This window comes from Gaetbulibacter sp. NE (assembly GCF_025548475.1).
Lineage (GTDB): Bacteria > Bacteroidota > Bacteroidia > Flavobacteriales > Flavobacteriaceae > Gaetbulibacter_B > Gaetbulibacter_B jejuensis.
Window position 1 is genome coordinate 37,520 of the sequence record NZ_JAOQHY010000005.1, and the last position, 18,342, is coordinate 55,861.

The window sequence follows — 18,342 nt, forward strand, 5'->3', positions numbered from 1 at the left end:
CTTTTATCTTCTTGAATGTAGCGCAACTCTGTTGCCTTCAGTATCTATAAACGCTGCCATAAAACCATGTTCAGGAGAAATTTGGGTTTTTGGTTGATATAGTTTTCCACCAGCAGCTTCAATTCTGTCAAGTTCGTTTTGTACATCCTCACAAATAAAATAAACCAAGGTTCCCTCTTGACTAGGAATGTATGTATCTTGTTTTATTAAAGTACCTGCTGCTCCTTCTTTTCCTTCTTCATAAGGAAACCAACCCATCAACATGCCTCCAAAATCAACAATTTGAATATCAATTTTGAAAACAGCTTCATAAAACGCTTTGGCTCTATCCATATCATTTACTGGAATTTCGAACCAACCTACCATATTATGTTTCATACCAAAATTATTTACCTTCTAATTTGTGTTTTAGACTTGTTAAGCCTTCATCAAAATCCTTTCCTACTGCCTTTTCAAAATTGAAAAACAGCATAAACACATTAAACGGAATTGGGTTTTTCCCTTGAAATCCCCAAACTACTTTAGTTTCATTAGGATTAAGTTCTTCAACTGTGTAATAGCCTATCGATTGTGATTTCCATGGTTTAAAAAAACGCAACTGAACTTCTATTTTGTCATTTTCCTTTTGAATACTGATAAGCTCCTGCTCACCTGTTCCAACATCTTTATTACCTTCCCATTTAGAAATAAAACCAACCTCACCATCAGTCCCTATAAATTCTTGTTTCATGTTTGGATCCTTCTTTTTCCAAGGCGACCAATCGTTTTGGTTTTTTATAAAGGTCAAATACTTAAAAACTTCGTCTTTTGGCGCATTTATAAGAATGCTTCGGTTAACATCATAAGCTTTTGGTGCAATTAATGCTAAAATAATTATCAAGGCGATTATACCTAGAATAACGTAAAGTGCTATTATCATCTTTTTAGTTTAGTTAACCCTTTGTACATTTTGGTTTTAATTAATTCCAAAAATGTCAGTTCGAGTGATTTTTTGAAAAAAAATTGTATCGAGAACTATTTTCAATGTCTAAAATTCCTATTCTCGATACAAATTTTACTTATTTCAATCGTAAAATTTACTCGAATTGACAGAATTTCATCAAAATGCACAACAGATTTTAGTTAGTTCTTTTAAAGTTACAAAAATTATTGCTTTGAGTAATACCTTTCCACAATCTTATCGTAGCTTTTTATAGTTTTCTTAATCCAATCCATGCGTTTTTCGAGCCTTTCAGTTTCTGTTAATTGCCAATTAATTTCTGACTGTTTTAACTTTGTAGTAACATGTTGAAGGATAATTGCTGCTGACACTGAAATGTTTAAACTTTCAGTAAAACCACTCATTGGAATTTTTAAGTAGCAGTCTGCATTGTCTAGAACTTCTTGCGATAATCCTTCTGTTTCCCTTCCGAAGAAAAAGCATGATTTTTTAGTAACATCAAACTCATGCAGTAGGCAATCGTTAGTATGTGGTGTCGTCGCCACAATTTGATAGCCTTTGGATTTCAAATCTTTAATACAATCTTTCACTGTATGGAATCGGTTTAAATCTACCCATTTTTGGGCTCCCATAGCAATTTCTCTATCTATTCGTTTAGAGTTAATTTCCTCAACAATGTTTACTTCTTGTATCCCAAACACATCGCAACTTCGTATTACTGCACTTGTGTTGTGAAGTTGATACACATCTTCAGTTGCAACCGTAAAATGTTTTGTTCGTTGGGACAGTACTTTATTAAAACGCGTTCTTCTGTTTTCGGTTAAGTAGGACTCTAAATAGTCTAAAAGTTTAATATCAATCATAAGTTCAAATATAATTTTAAAATAGTAATTTGCAGCTATGAAGCATATAGTTGTACTTACAGGAGCAGGCATGAGTGCCGAAAGTGGTATTAAAACTTTTAGAGATGCCGACGGTTTATGGGAAGGACACGATGTAATGGAAGTTGCGTCACCACAAGGCTTTAAGGCAAATCCGGAACTGGTTTTAGAGTTCTACAACCAAAGACGCAGACAACTGTTTGAAGTAAAACCCAATGCTGCTCATAAAGTTTTGGCAGATTTAGAATCTGAATACAAAGTGACTATTATAACACAAAATGTAGACGATTTACATGAACGTGCAGGCAGTTCAACTGTAGTTCATCTACATGGTGAATTATTAAAAGCGCGTAGTACTTTTGATGAAAATGATGTTGTTGAGTGGAAAACAGACCTTGTTCTTGGAGATTTGTGCAACAAAGGACACCAAATGCGACCTCACATTGTGTGGTTTGGTGAAGTTGTTCCTATGATTGAAAAAGCAATTGCTATTTGTGAAACTGCTGATATTTTATTAATTATTGGCACTTCAATGCAAGTATATCCTGCTGCAAGCTTAATGCATTACGTAACACCTAATACACCTACATACTATATTGATCCAAAACCAAATTTAGATTCATCAAAACACGTTACTGTCATTGCAGAACCAGCTACAACAGGTATTAAAAAATGGATTGAATTATTATCGAAGTAAGCTAAAATGTCCCTTCAAGGTTCTAACCTCACCATTAAGTTTTATCATTTCTGCGATAAACCAATAATCGGTTTTTGGTAATTGTTTGCCTTTAAAAGTTCCGTCCCAACCTATTCCACTAGGTTTTATGCTTGTAATATGCTTTCCGTAACGGTCAAAAATATGTACTAAAGAACGTGAGCTGTAACTTTCACTAAACCCTTTTATATTCCAGGTTTGGTTATATAAATCGTCGTTAGGACTAAAAAACTTAGGAAACCCTAAAACATAAATTTCTAAAGCAGCTACTCCACAGCCATTTTTATCTCTAACAAATAAAATATGCTCTCCTGGAGCAACTTGATCGAAATAAGGTTCATCTTGATAATATACACTAGTGTTTAACCCATATTCATAATCTCCAACACCTAATCCTGAAGGATCGATAGTAATTGTATTGTTACTTGTAAAATCAGTAATTGTAATATCATCTATATCTAAATCAGCCACTGAAGATTCTAAAACCGAAAATGTAACAGGAGATGAGCTACAGTTAAATCCTGAACTAGCTGTTGCTGAATACACTCCTCCTGAAGTCACCTCAACTGAAGTTAAGTTGCTTATTACTGTTCCGCTTTGGTCAGTCCATTCATATTGATAATTCCCATTTGGATTCACAATTTCTAATACTACTGGATCTCCATTAGAACAATACACTGTTTCTCCTTCAATTTCAAACTCAGGAATAGGATGTACAATCAATCTTAAATGTGGTCCAATACCAAAACAATCTCCATTATCATCACTTTCAACTCTTACATATATGGTTTCTGAAAATGCTGTTTGATTTGTATAATTAGTTTGTGGGAGAATTTCGTTTTGCTCTAGTTGAGCATCGTTTAAACTACTATAGTAATGCACACTTAAATTTTGTCCTGAAGGAAATTGATCAAGAAAAACTTGAGACGCTTCAGATAAATTAAATGAAATAAACCCATCAGCCACATCATCATCACATTGCTCTATTGTATGCAAAAACCCATCTTGAAAAGACGTTGTAGACACTTCTAAATTGGCAATTGCAACTTCATAACAACCATTACCTCCTTCAATACGAACGTAGACTGTTGCAGATTGTGCATTATTAAACGGAAAAGCAGCTTGTTGATTGATGTTAAACTCAGCATCGTTTTGCGACAAGTGATACGTAATATTAAATCCTGAACTATTATTGTTGGTCACTAAGTCATCAAGTTCGTTTAAGTTAAAATCTGTAAACCCATCAGCAACACCATCTTCATCACAATTTTTTAATGTTACTGGACTTTGTACAGTAGGCAAACTATAAATAGTTGCTACAACAGGTACTTTATTCCCTTCTAAACATCCATCTACAGAAGCCATTGCTAAATAAGTTGTTGTTTCATTTAAAACTGGAGTCTCAAAGGTATCTCCAACTGATAGCTGAACTCCTGTATCAGCATCAAACCAAATTACTGTCCCTGATGATGCTGTGGCTTCTAACGTAACTGTTCCTGAACCACAATTAGAATTATCAGTAGTGCTTACAATTTCAGGAATAGTAATCATTGTACTTGCTGAAATATCAAGTATTGGATCTCCAGGCATTCCGCCATATTCTACGATATAACCTTTGGGCTCATAATCACCATCACTACCTCCATTTGGTAAATCATTCCACGAACCTGCAATACCCACATTAGGTGCTGTTACATGCGCATAATCTTCATTTCCTTGATTATTTGGTTCGTTCGTATTCCAAAAAGCAAAATTTGGTGTTGAACCATTTATCCCTCCATTCCAAAATACGGTTCCTTCTTCTGGTCCTGTTGCCCATTTCCAAACACCTTCGGTTTCAAAATCTGTTCCTCCTATCCATCCTGCTCCAGCAGCCTGTTCACCAGTTAATTGAGCTTCTTCTGTAGATGTGATTGTAGCCAAATACCCTTGCAAACCAAAATAGGTGCTATTTTCAGCAGCTTGTTTTGCATCAGTCCAGGTAATTCCTAAATCGGCTACATATTGATAATAGTGACCTGTAGAGGGTAAATAATTGGCATCACCAATGGTGAACGAAAAGTACTTTTCACCTGACACAGTATCAGATACACTTTCATAAACCACATCTAATACAGCCGCAATAAGATCAGTATAACTTACATTTACTCCTCCTACTCCACTTAATGTCAATTTACCTTGATTAGCATCCCAATTGGTTACAATGTTTGGATGTGTTCCTGTTAAAGATAATAGGTCATTACCTACATCATAACCTGTAGATATTTGTATGTAAACAGCTTCAATTTCTGTATCATCAGGATCGATAATATCAAAATTTGTAACCACATTTATTTGGCTCAACGGACAATACATTTGGTTGCCATCAGCTACAATTGTTGGTGGAACGTTGGCTTGACCATATGTTAAAATAGCTTGAACACAAAAAATGATTAGAACTGAAATTTTTTTAGACATTAGTTAGCAATGGAAATTTTGTGATTTGTAAATGTAGGAAAACATATCTCTTTTAGTAATATTTTAGTATAATAATCTGAAAAACTCCTCTAAATTCAATTAGTTTTAGTCTTTTTTGTTCTTTTCTTCAATCCATTTACTCATATATTTTGTACTTTGTAAAGTATGGTGCATGAGCATTTGACCAGTGAAATTATTTTGACGACACTCTTTTAAGTGTTCAACTACATACTGAAGCTTTTGCTTAAATCTTTCAACATGATATTGCTTATCAAACCGCTTTTTGAGTACGTTAAAACCTAAATTTTGCTGCTCTTTCCAAAGTGCTTTATCACTATACACCCTAATTGCATACTCTACTATAGCATCTACATCTTCTGAATTAAGGGTATTCATATAACTAGATTCTAAAATACCTTCAGCTCCTATTGATGTGGTTACAAAAGGTGTTCCGTTACGCATGGCATCAAAAAACTTACCTTTCAATCCTGCTCCAAACCGTAAAGGTGACAAACACACTTTTGCGTGTTGCATAACAATATCTACATCTTCAGCAAAGCCTTTAATTATAAATCCGTTATCATTGGCTTTAAACTGTTGCGCTTTGTTATTTTGATAGGCTCCATAAATGTGCATTTCAGCTTTTGGAAGTTTAGTTCTAATTTTCGACCAAATAGATTGGTATAAAAACTTTACCGAATCTAAATTTGGTGGATGTAAAAAATTACCAATGGTTATAAAGTGATTTCGGTCTTCAAACGCTGGTAATTTCCTTTTGCTTTCCTCAGCAATAGGTTCTATCAAAAAGGGCATGTAATGTAACAACTCAATAGGAACACCAAACTCTTGGGTTAAGAGTTCCATTTCAGCTTCAGAAATTATCAAACTTACATCACAACGATAAATACTAGCTATTTCACGTTTTGAGGTATCGTTATGTAAATATTCGACATTAAATGGTGTATTGTCTTTTAAAGCTAATTCACGTCCTTTACGCAAACCGTGTACATCTTCGGTATCTAAAATTCGTATTGCTTTTGGACATTGCTGTGCGACTCGCCAACCAAACTGCTCTTCGGTTAAAAACCTATCAAACAACACTATATCAGGCTGTAACTGAGAAATAAAATCATCAAACGTTGAGCTATTCAATTCAATAGTGTGCTCGTCTATTCCTAAGCTTTTTAAATTAAATGCGTTTTCAGTTTTTGATGTTGATGTCGCAAAAGTGACTGTATAATTTTCAGCTAAAAAAATTTGAATAAGTTGCATCATTCTGCTTCCAGCTGCAGAACTTTTGGGTTCAGGCCATACAAACCCAATTATTAATACTTTCATACTATCTCAAATCATTTTTAATGAGATTCAACGGCATAACTTTGTCTTACTTGTTTAGCCCAATCTATTAAGTCTTTAATTTGCGTGTCGGTTAATTTAGCTTCGGGATGTCCCCAAGTATAAGATTCTAAAGGCATTTCTTTGTCCTCAACCATTTCAATAAGCTCTTCAAATTTATGGTCTTTTCGTTTAACGGAAAGGGTATCCCAATTTGAAACATTAAAGTGTCTTTTACCATTGTTAACATGCTCTGCCATCCAATAATTAACAGGTGTAATTTTACTATACCAAGGATAACGAGTTACATTACTGTGGCAATCCAAACACGCTTCTTTTAATATCAACTTCACATTATCAGAAGGATTAGTTTCTTCATAAAAAGCATTTAAGGATACTAAATCGCCTTCATTTTTTTCTGGACCAAAAAATTGTGCTACAACAAAAATCAGCAATAAAACTAACAGAAGTTTTTTAAGTATTTTCATTTTTAGTTTAATTTAGAAACTTAAAAATAACAAAAACTTGACTACAGAACACCTATACAACGAGTTAAATTATGTTAATCACTCTCGCGAAAAGCGTTTGAAGTATGCTAATTTGGTGATTGACAACCCTGATTTGATTCCTAAGTTATTGGATATTTTATTTATGGTAGACGATAAAGTTTCCTGTCGTGCAGCTTGGGTTTTAGAATTTATGTGTGGCGAGCAACTAGAAGCCATAATACCTCATCTTGATGCGTTTACCAAAAATATGCACAAAGTACATCTTGACCCAGCAGTAAGACCTGTAGCTAAAATTTGCGAATACTTAACTAAAGCTTACTATTCTAAGCATGAAACTAAAATTAAAACTGCCTTAACTCCTGAATATAAAGAACGAATTATTGAAGTGTGCTTTGATTATATGATAAATGACGAAAAAATTGCACCAAAAGCCTATGCTATGAATACCTTATTTTTATTAGGAACTGATTATGATTGGATACATCCTGAGTTGGCGCTTATTTTAGAACGTGATTTTCAAATGCAGAGTTCTGGTTTTAAAGCAAGAGCTAGACATATTTTAAAAAAGATAAAAAACTAGGTAGAAAAACTAAAGCTTCAGGCTTCGGTCTTCCAACGAAAAAAAGTATCTTTGCAACTTCAAAAAACAACACACTCATGCAGTTATCATCATTAAATGCCATCTCTCCAATTGATGGTCGTTACAGAAGTAAAGTTGAAGCCTTATCAAACTATTTTTCAGAAGAAGCTCTAATAAAGTATCGCGTACTAGTTGAGATTGAATATTTTATCGCTTTATGCGAAATTCCTTTACCACAATTAGAACGTTTTGACGCTAATTTATTTGATGATTTAAGAGCTATTTACAAAAACTTTACTGCTGATGATGCACTTAAAATAAAAACTATTGAAAGTGTTACAAACCATGATGTAAAAGCGGTTGAATATTTCATTAAGGAACAATTTGATGCTTTAAATATTTCGGAATACAAAGAGTTTATCCACTTTGGATTAACCTCTCAAGACATAAACAACACTGCAATTCCGTTGAGTATTAAAGAAGCGATGAATGATGTTTATGTGCCTGAATACTTTAAAGTACTTAATGAATTAAAATCACTTTCTAATGAGTGGAAAGCGGTATCAATGCTAGCAAGAACTCATGGTCAACCTGCTTCGCCTACACGTTTAGGTAAAGAAATTGAAGTGTTTGTTGTAAGATTAGAAGAGCAATTTAATTTATTGAACGATATACCAAGTGCTGCAAAATTTGGTGGAGCAACAGGAAATTTCAACGCTCATAAAGTAGCTTATCCTACTATTGACTGGAAAGCTTTTGGAAGTAAGTTTGTGCAAGAAAAGTTAGGGTTACAACACTCTTTCCCTACTACTCAAATTGAACATTATGACCACATGGCTGCTTTGTTTGATTGTTTAAAGCGTATAAACACGATTATCATTGATTTAGACAGAGATATTTGGACCTACGTTTCGATGGACTATTTTAAACAAAAAATCAAAAAGGGTGAAGTTGGAAGTAGTGCAATGCCTCATAAGGTGAACCCAATAGATTTTGAAAACAGTGAAGGTAACCTTGGTATTGCTAATGCAGTTTTTGAGCACTTAGCTGCAAAACTGCCTTTATCTAGGCTACAAAGAGATTTAACTGATAGTACTGTTTTACGCAATGTTGGTGTTCCTTTTTCGCATACAATAATTGGTCTTAAAAGCACGTTGAAAGGGTTAAACAAATTGTTATTGAATGAAGCCAAATTTGCTGAAGACCTAGAAAACAATTGGGCTGTTGTAGCTGAGGCAATTCAAACTATTTTAAGAAGAGAAGCTTATCCTAATCCTTATGAAGCATTAAAAGGATTGACAAGAACCAACGAAAAAATAACCCAAGACTCTATTTCAAATTTTATTGATACCTTAGATGTTCCTAATTCTATAAAAGAAGAACTAAAACAAATTACACCAAGTAACTATACCGGAATTTAATTTAGCAAGTAAGTTACTGAACTTATCTTATGAGTAAAGATACACTAGCTTTAATATATGCCTCAGTATTAACTTTATGTTTTTTTGTGGCAGGCATTTTTAATGTACTAGATAATTTTATGATTAAAACCTTATTATTTGTAGGGTTTGCACTTTTTGCAGTGTATTTGGTGATTCACTTTTTAAAAGATATAGAAAACAAAAATCACCCTGAATAATACAAGGTGATTTTCTATTAACATTTTAAATAACTATCAGTTTATTTAAAAAAGTTTTTAAAACTTTCTAATTGGTCATTGTCTAAATCTGCTTGTTCCAAAACACCAGATAGTTTCATTAGTTTTCCTGCATTCATATCATCACCTAAAACTCTGGCAACAACAAATCCTTTATCTTTAGCATCACCAAATAAAATAAGCTCATCAATACTTGTTTCAGATTCACCAATAAATTTTATTACAAACTTTCCGTCTGAAGTATTTCCACCTCTCATCAATTCTTCATACTTATCATTTTTAAGAATCTCTTTTACTTTTTTAAGCTCCACCTCATAACCTTCTTTATTAGTCTCATTAATTTGGTATGCTAAAATATTAAGCTTATCAATAGACTCGTAAGCTTCTTTTTGATCGTCAGTAAGATTCTCAATTTCTTCAATATTAATAATACTTGCAGGCACATCTCCAGAGATAAATCCTGGACTTAACTCATTGTCTACAAAATAGGTTTGTAATGTTGGACCTTGGTTACAACTTACTAAAGTTGTAACCAAAGCCATCAGCATAATTGATTTTTTGATTGATGTTATCATTGGTTGATTAGTTTTTGTTAGCTTTCTTTAAGTGCTCTCCACCAGGTACATTCATATTGCTTGTTAACTTAGATATTTGACGTAAATCTATATCTCCTGTTAATGATAATAAAACGGTTTCAATTTCTCTTTTCTTTCCGTTTATTTCAATGTCAGCACCTTTAGTTACTTCTTTTAACCCATTAATGAACATTAATAGCTCCTTAACATGGTTTTCATCTTTACCTTCTTTTACGTAGAATTTTACTGTTTGGTCTCCATCTTTTATTCTCATTAATTCTTGTAAGCTAGAACCTTTTAGGTAAGATGTTACTGTTGCATTCATATCTTTTGAAACGGCTTCATCTCCTGTAGTAAATACTTTTAATCCTGTTATCTTTTTAGCCATTTCTAAAAATTGTTGTGCTTCTGGGTCATCTAAATCTATGTTAATACCAGCAAGCATGCTAAACATTTTTTGGTTTACTATAACCGAAGTGACTCCTTCTTGATCTTCGTATTTATCAAAAATGCTTTGTCCGAAAGATACTATTGGCATCAAAGCCAAAACTGCAATTACAACTAATTTTTTCATTTTTTTCTGTTTTTCTAGTTTGTTTTAAAAATTTTGTTTGTCGATGTGTTGAACTCATTAATTAAGCTCATGTGGTCTACGCCTTTTTCTAAATTTTGAGACGCAAGTGTTAAAGCATTTAAGCTACTTGCTCCATCATTAAACTTAGATGATAAAAGACTTAGCGCTTCTTTGGTTTGATTGTAGGCCAACAATTGTTCTTCATTAAGGCTTCCCAATCCTTCCTCTTTATTGGTGAAGGTAAAAACCGACACCATAAGAACTGCTACTGCTGCGACAGAAATCCATTTATACAAATTTTTGTTTCTAGATTTTAATGGAACGTCTTTGGTAAACTGCTCTTGTTTTGTTACCTGAAAGTAGTTAAACATGGCTTTGTAAGACTCTAAATGTGGAGCGACTTCCTCTTGTGCAAAATAGTGTTTTAAGTGTTGCTCTTCTTTTAAAGTAGTTTCTCCGTTTTCGTACTTTTCAAGTAATTTTTCTATGTTATTTAATACCATAACTATGTGTATTAGTTAATTTTTCTCTTATTGTTTTTCTTGCTCTTGAGAGTGCTACTCGTATGGCTGTTTCATTCATGTCCAACACTTTTGCTATTTCTTCAAACTCATACTCTTCTATATCTCTCAGTTGCAAAATTATTTTTTGCTGTTCTGGTAGCTCTTCCATTATTTTAGACACCCAGTCTACACTATCATTAAGCTCTACCTGTTTTTGCAACGACACATTATTATCTTGATAGTTACTGTGTACTATCTTTAAATTTTGTGCCTGTTTGGATTTTAATCGGTCAAGGCAAAAATTCTTTGTCATGGTCATGGAAAAAGCTTCTACATTTTTATACTCAGAAATTTTTACTTTGTTTTTCCATAACTTCAGTAAGATCTCTTGAGTAGCATCTTCGGCTTCCTCACTAGATACCAACAAGCGTTTTGCTAGCCTGTAAACCTTATCCTTAAAAGGCATTACTAATTTTATAAAATCAGTTTGTGTCATTTTGTTTGGTTAGTTAGACGGTTTTTATCCCGTTCTATCATTACGACGATACACTTTCAATTTTGTTACAATTAATTTTTAATTTACAATATTGTAAGTAAATTTAGAGTTTAATAGACATATATAGTATGTATGTTTTGAAAAAAGAATTATTATGAAAATTATGAGAACCCTACTAATTGCCATCATCTTTGGTAGTCTAACCACAAGTTGCTTTGAAGATAGAGATGACAATGTTATTTTATCAAGCAGTATACATGATTTTGTATGGAAAGGTATGAATGCTGTGTATTTATACAAAGCTGAAATACCCGATTTGGCGAATGACAGATTTACAAGTAATGAAGAATATGGCAATTACCTAAATAGCTTTTCTTCACCCGAAGAACTCTTTGAAAGTTTAATTTATCAAAGACAAACAGTTGACAGGTTTAGTATTATAGTTGATGATTATATTGCTTTACAACAAGCGCTAAGTGGTGTGAGTAAAAGCAACGGACTTGAGTTCAATTTTTATTATGAACCAGGAAGTACTACTGATGTATTTGGAATTATAAGGTTAGTACTTAACAATAGTGAAGCTTCGAATCTTGGGTTACAACGTGGACAAATTATACATGCCGTTGATGGTGTTGAACTTACTGAAAGTAATTTAAGCTCACTTTTTGGTCAAGACACTTACACACTTCATTTTGCTGATTATAATGACAATGGAACTACTGAGACTGATGACGACTCCATTGTTTCCAATGGTTCTACAAGTAGTTTAACTAAAGTTGAATATACCGAAAACCCTGTTCATACTACTGAAATTATTAATGTTGGAGGTGAAAATGTTGGGTATTTATTATACAATGGTTTTACTGCCGATTTTAATAACCAATTAAATAATGCCTTTGCAGATTTTCAAGCTAACAACGTACAACATTTAGTTTTAGACTTAAGATATAATGGAGGAGGATCTGTAGACACTGCAAGGTTATTAGGAAGTATGATCACTGGTCAATTTAACGGTTCTGTGTTTTCAAAATTGAATTATAACGATGATTTACAAGAACTAAATTCAACTTTTAATTTTACTAATAGCTTTAATGGCAATTCCATTAATAGTTTAAATCTTGATAAAGTTTATGTTCTTACTACCAATAGATCTGCTTCTGCCAGCGAAATGATTATAAACAGTTTAGGCGAGTATATTGATGTTGTTCATATTGGAGACAACACAACAGGAAAATCACAAGCTTCGGTAACTATTTACGATTCTCCTGACCTAGGACCTAATGATGTTAACCCAAACCACACTTATGCTATGCAACCTTTGGTAGCTATTTCAGTAAATGCTAATGATGGTGTGGTCCCTTCTAGTGGTTTAGTTCCTGATGTTGGTTTTGAAATCAACGAAAGCGTATTAAATTTCGGAATTTTAGGTGATGAAAACGAGCCTTTACTTGCTGCTGCTTTAGCTGATATTGAAAGTAGCTTAGGAAGATATAGCATTGACCAAAGTATAAGAAATACACCTCAATTAACTCCTGTAAAAAAAGATATAAATCTAAAACCTTTTGAAGATGAAATGTATATAGATAATGAGTTTATATCCATCATTAAAAAAGAATTTAATCAATAAAAAAATCCGCTCGAAATGAGCGGATTTTTTTGTTTTATAGACTTAGGTTAAAACCTATATTAACATTTCTTCCTCGTGTTGAATACCCAAATAATTCTTGGTAATCTTCATTAAAGATATTGTTTACGTTAGCAAACAACTTCAGCTTGCTCTCCAAAATAGTATGGCTTACGTAAAAATCTAATAAGCTATAACTTTTTAAAGTAACGTCTTCTGTTGCAAAAGTAGTATTGTTAAAATAGGCATCATTTCTATCATCATTATATTGGTACGCTAAACTTAAAAATGTAGCATCAGATAGTTTATAATCCAATCGTGCATTTCCTTTCAATTCAGGAATTCTTAAATTCAAATCATCTTCTACCTTTGTATAGGTAACATTAGCGTTTAATTTTAGCGCGTTTGTAATACTATAATTAGCTGTAAATTCTAAACCGCTTGCTGTAAAATCCTTATCTACATTATCGTATTGGTACACAAAATTACCCATGTCCACAAAATCGATAAAATTAATTTCGTTTCTAGTAAAATACACTAAACTGAACGTAGCTTTGTCTTTAATTCCTGCTTCAACACCAACTTCTATAGTTTCATTTTCTTCAGGTTTTAAATCGGCATTTCCGTAAGCAGGTTCAAATAATTGATACAATGAAGGTGTAATATATGCTGTACTGTAACTAGCCATTCCTTTTAAATATCCAAAATTGAAACTTTTTCTATAGGATGGATTTAAACTGTAAACCAAATGACTTCCATATTCACTATGATTGTTTAAACGTGCTCCAGCATTGACATTCAAACCAAAATCAGAAACATACACCACATTAGCATAAGGATCAACAATGTTGAAAGTTGCAGCTTCTGGATCAATGCTTTGTTCTAAATTGGTTGATCCAAAAGGAATCACATAGCTTTCCATATCGTTCTCCTGAAAATTCACACCTAAAATAGTATAGAACTTGTCATTAAAATTATATCTGTTAAAAAGATCTGCCACCAAACTTGTAGCATAGTATTCAGCAGGATAACTCGACTCTACAATACGTTCAACATCATTATATGCAGCGTTTAAAGTAATGCTTCCTTTGTTATAGCTAAACTCTGGCGCAATCCCAATACGATACTGCTTACTTGTAGAATGATTGTTTGCATCTGAAAACGTTGAAGCGTCATCAAAATCGGCTTTAAACTTATCAAAACTTCCATAAGCATTCAGTTTAAATTGCTTGGAAAATGTGTATCCTAATTTCAAATTACCATTTATAGCATTGTAAGCATCAGATTCGGTTCCAGCCTCCATTGCAGATAAACCATCAGTAAACTGATTACCAAAACTAGCTAAGTAATTAAACTCACCAATGGTTCCATTTACTGACACACTATTTCTAAAATCTTCGATAGCATAATTACTATCATCATGTGATTGGTTAGTTCCAAAAACACTGCTAAAGTTTGCTGAAACAGTATCTTTTGAAGCTTTTTTCAATTTAATATTGATGACTGCTGTTGCAGCTCCAGTACCATATAATGTACTAGAAGCCCCTTTTAAAATCTCAATACTCTCTACTTGATCTGGATTTAACAAACGTAAATCGTAATCGTTAGCTATTTGCGAAGGATCGGTTAATGCAATACCATCTATCAACACCAAAACCTGACGGTTTCTACCACCTCTAACGTAATATGCTAAATTTTGTCCAGCATTACTTTTTGTTCCGTTAATTTCAATTCCTGCTGTAGCATTGATAATTTCAGCTATGGTTTTTCCTTGTAAATGCTGAAGTTCTTCTTGGGTGATTTTGGTAATTACTTTACCTGAATTTTCACGTTTTAAGTTGAATTTTGAGTCGGTAATCACGACCTCATCTAGTTGTTCTACTTGCGTAGAATCAGTTTGTTGTTGTGCAAATCCAAAAATTGAAGTAGCACAAAACACACCAAAAAACAATGTTTTTTTGTTCATTTTAAAATTAATTGTTCGAGAAAGTATGGTAATGCATACTCAAACCTTTATCCCGAAAGTTCGACTTATTATTTTTTTGAAATTGGCAGGTCTCCTGACTTACATTTTGTTGTGTTACCTTCCCAGTTTTCACCAGTGGTTTATTGAAGTGCACAACAACTCTTCGCTAAAGAGATGCCCAATTAAATTGAGCAATATGCTTACAGTTGCGGGAACAGTTCTGGACTTGAAAATAATACTCTCACCAGATTCCCTTTTAATCGAGATTAAAACAACAATCTCGAACCAAAATTCGCCGCAAAATTAAACATTTTGTTTAATGTTTTACCTATAAGGTTAAATAATATTACTTTTGAATGAAAATAAATACACAGTGAGAAAACTATTTCCAATTCTACTTTTAATTATCTGTTTTGCATGTAAAGACAATAAAAACAGTATCACAGACCGATTACCTGCAAAAGACTATTCAGAAATTATACGTTTGCATGCTGAAGGCTTTAGTATTATAAATCATGGCCACTACAAAGTTTTAACTATAAAAAGTCCATGGCCTAAAGCTGAAAAATCGTTTAAATATGCTTTAATCCCAAGAGAAAATCTTGCTACAATTACCTTAAATAGTGATGAGTACGATGGCATTATTGCAACACCTGTTGAAAAAATAGTCGTGACATCTACAACACATATTCCTGCTTTAGAATTGTTGGGTGTAGAAGAAACCTTGGTTGGTTTTCCTGGAACCGATTATATTTCATCTGAAAAAACCAGAGCTTTAATAAATGCTGAAAGCATTAGAGAATTAGGAAAGAATGAAGGTATCAACACCGAAGTTTTGCTAGAGTTACAACCTGAAGTTGTTGTAGGTTTTGGTATTGATGGCAATAATAAAACCTTTGAAACCATTAAAAAATCTGGTATTCCAGTCATGTACAATGGCGATTGGGTTGAAAAATCACCACTTGCAAAAGCCGAATGGATTAAATTTTTTGGTGCACTTTACAACAAAACTGTTGAAGCCGATTCTATTTTCAACAGTATTGAAAAAGCGTATAACGATGCAAAAACATTGGCTTCAAAGGTTAAAAACACACCAACTGTTTTAAGTGGTGCGCTTCATAAAGATGTTTGGTATTTACCTAGTGGCACAAGCCCTGAAGCACAACTTTTAAAAGACGCCAACGTAAATTACCTTTGGCAAGACGTTGCTGGTGAAGGCAGTTTAGCATTAAGTTTTGAAGCTGTTTTTACAAAAGGAAAATCGGCAGATATTTGGTTAAGTCCGTCGTATTATAATTCATTAGAAGCTTTAAAAAACGCTAACGAACACTACACCGAATTTGACGCCTTTAAAAACAAAACAATATATTCATTTGTAAATGTTACAGGAGCAACTGGTGGTGTTACCTACTATGAAGAAGGTACTGCAAGACCTGATTTGGTTTTAAAAGACATTATAAAAGTGTGTCACCCTGAATTATTACCAGAATACGAAACTCATTTTTTTAAACCGTTAGAATAGTTGACTAATCAAACTACATACAAAGTGCCGTTTACAATTCTAATTGTAACGTTATTGGTATGCTTTTTAGGTAATATCAGCCTAGGTTCGGTATCTATTCCTGTAACATCCGTATTTAAAAGTTTATTTACCACCATTGACAACGATTCTTGGCATTACATTATTCACAACTACAGATTACCGAAAGCATTTACAGCGGTTTTAGTAGGTTCTGGCTTAGGCATTTCCGGATTATTGATGCAAACCTTGTTTAGAAACCCATTGGCTGGTCCGTTTGTGTTAGGTATTAGCTCTGGAGCTAGCTTAGGAGTCGCTATTATAATTCTTGGTGCAGGAATTTTTGGTGGCAGTCTTGCTACACTTTTACTTTCAAAATGGAGCGTGGTTATTGCGGCTAGTTTAGGTAGTTTTTTAGTGTTACTATCTGTTTTAGCTGTGTCTTTAAAAGTAAGAGATACCATGGCTATTTTAATCATTGGGTTAATGTTTGGTAGCATTACCTCTGCGGTTGTCAGTGTACTCTCCTACTTTAGTTCTGCCGAACAACTACAGCAATACATTTTTTGGGGATTTGGTAGTTTAGGAAACCTATCTTGGAACGAGTTGTTTATTTTCTTCTGCATTTATCTCCTAGGATTATTTATGAGTATCATCTCAATCAAAGCCTTAAATACACTTTTATTGGGTGAAAATTACGCTAAAAGTCTTGGGTTGAACATTAATCAAAGTCGGTTTATCATTATAATTGCAACAAGTTTATTAGCAGGAACTATTACGGCTTTTGCTGGACCAATTGCTTTTATAGGATTAGCCATTCCGCATATGGTTCGTCAAGTTTTTACAACAGCCAACCACAAAGTGTTATTACCTGCTGTGTTTTTGTTTGGTGCCATAGTCATGCTTATTTGTGATAGTATTGCGCAATTGCCTACAAGCGATTACACTTTACCTATTAACGCCATAACCTCATTAATCGGTGCGCCAGTTGTGATTTGGTTATTGGTACGTAAACGTAAAATGTTGTTTTAATGAGATACAAGAATCAAGACAAAAGAACCAAGACTGTCATTACACACTTGATGCGGAATCCAAAAAAAATAGATTCTGCGTCGTAGCGCAGAATGACAAAACAAAATATTTGTGACAAAAACGCAACCACATACTATTCTAAAAACTGAAAGTCTAACCATCGGTTACGCACAAAAAAAACATCAAACCGTTGTTGCTGATGATGTAAACATTGCGCTACAACAAGGTGAATTGGTAGGTTTGGTTGGTGCCAATGGTATTGGAAAATCTACTTTATTACGAACACTTACTAAAGTACAATCACCATTAAATGGCTCTGTTTTTATTAATGATAAATTACTTGACAACGCCTCGCATTTAGAGCTTTCCAAGAGCTTGAGCGTAGTACTTACCGAACAACCTGCATCAAAAAATTTAACCGTTTTTGAATTGGTTGCTTTAGGCAGACAACCTTACACGAACTGGGTTGGCAATCTCTCTGAAAATGATATTTCCATTATAGAAAAGGCTTTATTACAAACCAACATTCAGCAGTTGAAAGACAAAAAATGCTTTGAATTAAGCGATGGTCAACTTCAAAAAGTTATGATTGCGAGAGCATTGGCTCAAGACACACATTTAATTATTCTAGATGAACCCACAACCCATCTAGACATGTATCACAAAGCCTATATTTTAAAGCTTTTAAAAACCTTGGCAAAAGACACCAACAAAACCATTTTGTTTTCTTCTCACGAAATTGATTTAGCCATTCAACTGTGTGATAAAATGATAGTGATGACACATTCACAAGTAATTTCTGATACACCTTGTAACTTAATTTCAAAAGGTGTTTTTAATGAATTATTTCCTGAAGATATGATCGCTTTTGATGAGAAAACTGGAAGTTTTAGAGTGAAAAAGTAATGCTTTGAAAATGAAACAAATTTAAAACCGTAATTTAGGTTTCTGTTTCAAATTCGATTTCAATTTCAGACTA

At 33.3% G+C, this 18,342-nt stretch carries 19 protein-coding genes and 1 riboswitch; of the genes, 8 read left to right on the plus strand and 11 right to left on the minus strand.

The features are described from left to right. Nucleotides 1-3 precede the first annotated feature (3 nt). The 3 genes from OD803_RS07845 to OD803_RS07855 all read right to left on the minus strand — a co-directional run bounded on the left by OD803_RS07845 (nucleotide 4) and on the right by OD803_RS07855 (nucleotide 1,803). A complete protein-coding gene (locus OD803_RS07845) occupies nucleotides 4-378 on the minus strand; it encodes a VOC family protein (protein WP_262733022.1) in 375 nt (124 codons plus the stop codon). 7 nt (nucleotides 379-385) lie between these two features. Further along, complete coding sequence (locus OD803_RS07850) at nucleotides 386-919, minus strand: SRPBCC family protein (RefSeq protein WP_262733023.1); 534 nt, start codon at nucleotides 917-919, stop codon at nucleotides 386-388. A gap of 227 nt (nucleotides 920-1,146) precedes the next feature. Then, on the minus strand, nucleotides 1,147-1,803 hold the full coding sequence (locus tag OD803_RS07855) for a TrmH family RNA methyltransferase (RefSeq protein WP_262733024.1): 657 nt from the start codon (nucleotides 1,801-1,803) through the stop codon (nucleotides 1,147-1,149). A 37-nt stretch (nucleotides 1,804-1,840) separates the two neighbouring features. Between OD803_RS07855 and OD803_RS07860 the strand changes: the two genes are divergently transcribed. Next, nucleotides 1,841-2,518, plus strand: coding sequence for an SIR2 family NAD-dependent protein deacylase (locus OD803_RS07860; RefSeq protein ID WP_262733025.1), 678 nt, complete (start codon nucleotides 1,841-1,843; stop codon nucleotides 2,516-2,518). Here the strand turns inward: OD803_RS07860 and OD803_RS07865 are convergent. From OD803_RS07865 to OD803_RS07875, 3 genes are all read right to left on the minus strand, one after another. Further along, a complete protein-coding gene (locus tag OD803_RS07865; protein ID WP_262733026.1) occupies nucleotides 2,507-4,993 on the minus strand; it encodes a T9SS type B sorting domain-containing protein in 2,487 nt (828 codons plus the stop codon). The genes OD803_RS07860 and OD803_RS07865 overlap by 12 nt on opposite strands. A 105-nt stretch (nucleotides 4,994-5,098) precedes the next feature. Next, nucleotides 5,099-6,331, minus strand: coding sequence for a glycosyltransferase family 4 protein (locus OD803_RS07870; protein WP_262733027.1), 1,233 nt, complete (start codon nucleotides 6,329-6,331; stop codon nucleotides 5,099-5,101). Between the two features lie 17 nt (nucleotides 6,332-6,348). Next, the gene (locus tag OD803_RS07875; protein ID WP_134199822.1) at nucleotides 6,349-6,816 is read right to left on the minus strand and encodes a heme-binding domain-containing protein; all 468 of its coding nucleotides are present in this window, start codon (nucleotides 6,814-6,816) and stop codon (nucleotides 6,349-6,351) included. A 37-nt stretch (nucleotides 6,817-6,853) separates the two neighbouring features. Here OD803_RS07875 and OD803_RS07880 point away from each other — a divergent pair, with 37 nt between their 5' ends. From OD803_RS07880 to OD803_RS07890, 3 genes are all read left to right on the plus strand, one after another. Further along, entirely contained in the window at nucleotides 6,854-7,417 is a 564-nt protein-coding gene (locus OD803_RS07880; RefSeq protein WP_134199819.1) for an adenylosuccinate lyase, read from the plus strand. A 77-nt stretch (nucleotides 7,418-7,494) separates the two neighbouring features. After that, entirely contained in the window at nucleotides 7,495-8,838 is a 1,344-nt protein-coding gene (purB, locus tag OD803_RS07885) for an adenylosuccinate lyase (protein ID WP_262733028.1), read from the plus strand. 29 nt (nucleotides 8,839-8,867) lie between these two features. Next, nucleotides 8,868-9,056, plus strand: coding sequence for a hypothetical protein (locus tag OD803_RS07890; RefSeq protein WP_129761325.1), 189 nt, complete (start codon nucleotides 8,868-8,870; stop codon nucleotides 9,054-9,056). Between the two features lie 41 nt (nucleotides 9,057-9,097). Here the strand turns inward: OD803_RS07890 and OD803_RS07895 are convergent, their stop codons facing one another. The 4 genes from OD803_RS07895 to OD803_RS07910 are packed head-to-tail and all read right to left on the minus strand — an operon-like array spanning nucleotide 9,098 to nucleotide 11,222. Next, the gene (locus OD803_RS07895; protein ID WP_262733029.1) at nucleotides 9,098-9,649 is read right to left on the minus strand and encodes a DUF4252 domain-containing protein; all 552 of its coding nucleotides are present in this window, start codon (nucleotides 9,647-9,649) and stop codon (nucleotides 9,098-9,100) included. A gap of 7 nt (nucleotides 9,650-9,656) precedes the next feature. Further along, nucleotides 9,657-10,223, minus strand: coding sequence for a DUF4252 domain-containing protein (locus OD803_RS07900; protein WP_129761323.1), 567 nt, complete (start codon nucleotides 10,221-10,223; stop codon nucleotides 9,657-9,659). A gap of 14 nt (nucleotides 10,224-10,237) precedes the next feature. Beyond that, nucleotides 10,238-10,726: a hypothetical protein gene (locus tag OD803_RS07905; RefSeq protein ID WP_129761322.1), complete on the minus strand. Its 489-nt coding sequence runs from the start codon at nucleotides 10,724-10,726 to the stop codon at nucleotides 10,238-10,240. Continuing rightward, complete coding sequence (locus OD803_RS07910; RefSeq protein ID WP_129761321.1) at nucleotides 10,713-11,222, minus strand: RNA polymerase sigma factor; 510 nt, start codon at nucleotides 11,220-11,222, stop codon at nucleotides 10,713-10,715. Before OD803_RS07910 ends, OD803_RS07905 begins: the two co-directional genes overlap by 14 nt. A 163-nt stretch (nucleotides 11,223-11,385) precedes the next feature. Between OD803_RS07910 and OD803_RS07915 the strand changes: the two genes are divergently transcribed. Further along, nucleotides 11,386-12,849, plus strand: coding sequence for a S41 family peptidase (locus OD803_RS07915; protein WP_262733030.1), 1,464 nt, complete (start codon nucleotides 11,386-11,388; stop codon nucleotides 12,847-12,849). A 34-nt stretch (nucleotides 12,850-12,883) separates the two neighbouring features. On the opposite strand, the gene OD803_RS07920 is transcribed toward OD803_RS07915, so the two are convergent. Continuing rightward, entirely contained in the window at nucleotides 12,884-14,812 is a 1,929-nt protein-coding gene (locus tag OD803_RS07920; protein ID WP_262733031.1) for a TonB-dependent receptor plug domain-containing protein, read from the minus strand. 67 nt (nucleotides 14,813-14,879) lie between these two features. After that, nucleotides 14,880-15,117, minus strand: a riboswitch (cobalamin riboswitch). A gap of 68 nt (nucleotides 15,118-15,185) precedes the next feature. Here OD803_RS07920 and OD803_RS07925 point away from each other — a divergent pair. The 3 genes from OD803_RS07925 to OD803_RS07935 all read left to right on the plus strand — a co-directional run bounded on the left by OD803_RS07925 (nucleotide 15,186) and on the right by OD803_RS07935 (nucleotide 18,269). Continuing rightward, on the plus strand, nucleotides 15,186-16,334 hold the full coding sequence (locus OD803_RS07925; RefSeq protein ID WP_262733032.1) for an ABC transporter substrate-binding protein: 1,149 nt from the start codon (nucleotides 15,186-15,188) through the stop codon (nucleotides 16,332-16,334). Continuing rightward, entirely contained in the window at nucleotides 16,335-17,363 is a 1,029-nt protein-coding gene (locus OD803_RS07930) for a FecCD family ABC transporter permease (RefSeq protein ID WP_262733033.1), read from the plus strand. 111 nt (nucleotides 17,364-17,474) lie between these two features. Next, a complete protein-coding gene (locus OD803_RS07935; protein ID WP_262733034.1) occupies nucleotides 17,475-18,269 on the plus strand; it encodes an ABC transporter ATP-binding protein in 795 nt (264 codons plus the stop codon). Nucleotides 18,270-18,342: the final 73 nt, after the last annotated feature.

What these genes read in the sequence shown, in the direction of transcription:
- OD803_RS07855 (WP_262733024.1), bottom strand. Translation starts at nt 1,803, where the DNA reads ATGATTGATATTAAACTTTTAGACTATTTAGAGTCCTACTTAACCGAA.
- OD803_RS07860 (WP_262733025.1), top strand. Translation starts at nt 1,841, where the DNA reads ATGAAGCATATAGTTGTACTTACAGGAGCAGGCATGAGTGCCGAAAGT.
- OD803_RS07890 (WP_129761325.1), top strand. Translation starts at nt 8,868, where the DNA reads ATGAGTAAAGATACACTAGCTTTAATATATGCCTCAGTATTAACTTTA.
- OD803_RS07875 (WP_134199822.1), bottom strand. Translation starts at nt 6,816, where the DNA reads ATGAAAATACTTAAAAAACTTCTGTTAGTTTTATTGCTGATTTTTGTT.
- OD803_RS07865 (WP_262733026.1), bottom strand. Translation starts at nt 4,993, where the DNA reads ATGTCTAAAAAAATTTCAGTTCTAATCATTTTTTGTGTTCAAGCTATT.
- OD803_RS07850 (WP_262733023.1), bottom strand. Translation starts at nt 919, where the DNA reads ATGATAATAGCACTTTACGTTATTCTAGGTATAATCGCCTTGATAATT.
- OD803_RS07900 (WP_129761323.1), bottom strand. Translation starts at nt 10,223, where the DNA reads ATGAAAAAATTAGTTGTAATTGCAGTTTTGGCTTTGATGCCAATAGTA.
- OD803_RS07845 (WP_262733022.1), bottom strand. Translation starts at nt 378, where the DNA reads ATGAAACATAATATGGTAGGTTGGTTCGAAATTCCAGTAAATGATATG.
- purB (WP_262733028.1), top strand. Translation starts at nt 7,495, where the DNA reads ATGCAGTTATCATCATTAAATGCCATCTCTCCAATTGATGGTCGTTAC.
- OD803_RS07895 (WP_262733029.1), bottom strand. Translation starts at nt 9,649, where the DNA reads ATGATAACATCAATCAAAAAATCAATTATGCTGATGGCTTTGGTTACA.
- OD803_RS07910 (WP_129761321.1), bottom strand. Translation starts at nt 11,222, where the DNA reads ATGACACAAACTGATTTTATAAAATTAGTAATGCCTTTTAAGGATAAG.
- OD803_RS07870 (WP_262733027.1), bottom strand. Translation starts at nt 6,331, where the DNA reads ATGAAAGTATTAATAATTGGGTTTGTATGGCCTGAACCCAAAAGTTCT.
- OD803_RS07915 (WP_262733030.1), top strand. Translation starts at nt 11,386, where the DNA reads ATGAGAACCCTACTAATTGCCATCATCTTTGGTAGTCTAACCACAAGT.
- OD803_RS07905 (WP_129761322.1), bottom strand. Translation starts at nt 10,726, where the DNA reads ATGGTATTAAATAACATAGAAAAATTACTTGAAAAGTACGAAAACGGA.
- OD803_RS07920 (WP_262733031.1), bottom strand. Translation starts at nt 14,812, where the DNA reads ATGAACAAAAAAACATTGTTTTTTGGTGTGTTTTGTGCTACTTCAATT.